A 2,262-nucleotide genomic window follows, 5' to 3' on the forward strand; every position below is an offset into this window, starting at 1 on the left:
TGAACTGACTGGCCTTGACCTGGGCTCCCTTAAAAAGCAAAGGACTGGCGACCCCGTTGATCTGGACCGTGACCAGATCGCTGCTGCTATCGCGGAGCAGCTGAACAACGCCGTTGGGATCCAGCACTTCGATGGCCATGGCCAATCACCCCAACCGGCAAAACAGTTTGGTGAGTCTAGGCTGAGAGGATGGGTTTCTGTATGGAGAGAGCGCGGGCCCTGGGCTAACGAAAAGTGTTCCGATCCCCGGCTTCTCTTTCATCCCAGGCAGCCAACCCATCCAGGGGCAGAGGAGCCAAGCAACAACCGGCTTTCGCATCACCACAGCCTCTCGCCACCAAGGCACCTCGTCCTCCAGAAAGTTCAGCGCACAGCCGTCGCCAACGCCCGGTGCCCTTCCACTGGCGCCCGCAGGGCCTGATCCAGTGGCGCCACGCCGTACTCCCGCTCCAGCAGGGCCATCACGGTGCGGCCGAAGTCAGCCGGGTTGCGCTCAAAGGCCTCCAGGCAGATCCGGCCGAACACCCGCCCCATGGGCTCAGGATTCCACAGCAGCTTGCGGGCGGTCCAGGGCATCAGGCTCATCGGGTCGTAACCGGGCTGGAGCATCCCCTGGTCGAAGGCGTACTGCTCCAGGTGGGTGTGGGGCTGGAGGCCAATGAAGAAGATGGCCGGCTCCACCTTGTCGGCGCCGAAGATGCGCTCGAGTTCCCGGTGGTAGGCGATCGTCTGGCGGATGGTCTCGGGCCGCTCATCGATCACGTTGAACGAATAGTTGACGGAGACATGCTCACGGAAGCCGGCCGCCGCCAGCAGGCGGCAGTTCTCCAGCACCGTGCGCAGGTTGTAGCCCATGCGCATCTTGCGAACGAGCTCCTGGGACCCTGAGGTGATGCCGATCTCGAAGTAGCTCATGCCCGTGGCCACCATCAGCTCGGCCAGCTCGGCATCGAGGTTGTCGGCGCGGATGTAGGCGGCCCAGCGGATGTCCGTGAGGCCCTCCACCTGTATGGCTCGCAGCAGGTCCTTGGCATCGTCGATGTAGCGCCTGGCTGGGATGAACTGGGCATCGGTGAACCAGAAGCCGCGCACGCCGCGGTCGTACAACTGGCGCATCTCCCGCACCACCTCATCGATCGGGTTGACCCGCACGGCCTTGCCCTCCACCACGGTGTAGACGCAGTAGCAGCAGTTGTGGGGGCAGCCACGCTTGGTCTGGACCCCGACGTAGAAGTCACCGCCGTCGAGGTACCAGTTCAGCTGGGGCCAGATCGCTTCGATGTAGGCGTAGTCGCAGGCGGTCTTCTCCAGGCCCGCCGGCTGCTCGTGGATCAGGCCCGGACGGGGCGCCTCGCCCACCACGTAGCAGCGCTCCCCCGCCAGTGACTGGCCGCGGATCAGCTTCTCCAGCAGCCCTTCCCCCTCCCCCACCGACACCACGGAGCCGGTGGGCAGGCCGCGGCCCAGCTGCTCGTAGAAGACGCTCACCGCCCCGCCACCGATCACCACCCGGGCCTCTGGGTGATGGCGGCGGGCCCGCCGCAGGCCCCGGCGCACCAGCCGCAGGTTGCGCCACAGCTCGCCGTAATAGGAGCCCATCAGCCGCAGCCCGCCGATCGCCCCGCGCAGGCGTTTCAGGGGGTTGGCGGAATAGAACACCTCAAAGGAGTTCTGCAGCGGGTTGCCGCCACGGCCATCGACCGGTGCATAGATCTGGATGTCCCGCCAGGAGAACACCAGCAGGGTGGGCCGGAACTGGTCGACCACCTCCAGCAGCACCCGCTGGACATCGAGCAGGGGCACGGCCGCCAGATCCAGGATGCGCTGGGGCAGGGCGGGGAAACACTTGTGCAGGTGATCGGCCAGGTAGATCGGGCCGATCGGAAAGATCGGGTTGCAGGGCAGCCGCACCAGCAGCACCCGTTGGTCGCTCACGGCTCGCGCGGCTCGATGGTGTGGTCGGACGCTAACAAGCCCGTCCTGGCCGTCGGTGGGCGGTCCGAACCACAGCTTTTCTTCATGAAGGCGCCACTCACACTCCGCAACACTCTGTTACAGTAGTTGCAGGTGGGATTCCGCCTCTACCTCCTTCACCGGATCGGCGCTACCGCGCCCGCCTGGTGTCACCTTCTCTCGCACTCATGACCGCCACTCTCCAGCAGCGCTCCGGCGCTTCGGTGTGGAACCAGTTCTGTGAGTGGGTCACCTCCACCAACAACCGTCTGTATGTCGGTTGGTTCGGTGTGCTGATGATCCCCACCC

The 2,262-nt window shown here is 65.3% G+C and carries 1 protein-coding gene and 1 pseudogene; one reads left to right on the forward strand and one right to left on the reverse strand.

Annotation, left to right across the window (positions count from 1 at the left end; translation table 11 throughout):
* Positions 1 to 363: 363 nt before the first annotated feature.
* Positions 364 to 1,935, reverse strand: a complete 1,572-nt coding sequence (locus VB739_RS12570; RefSeq protein WP_323357394.1) for a photosystem II high light acclimation radical SAM protein — start codon at positions 1,933 to 1,935, stop codon at positions 364 to 366.
* Positions 1,936 to 2,141: 206 nt separating this feature from the next.
* Between VB739_RS12570 and VB739_RS12575 the strand changes: the two are divergent.
* Positions 2,142 to 2,262, forward strand: a pseudogene (locus VB739_RS12575) (photosystem II q(b) protein); the annotation flags it as partial.

It is taken from the genome of Cyanobium gracile UHCC 0281 (genome assembly GCF_034931305.1).
In the GTDB taxonomy this organism is placed as follows: domain Bacteria; phylum Cyanobacteriota; class Cyanobacteriia; order PCC-6307; family Cyanobiaceae; genus Cyanobium; species Cyanobium gracile_A.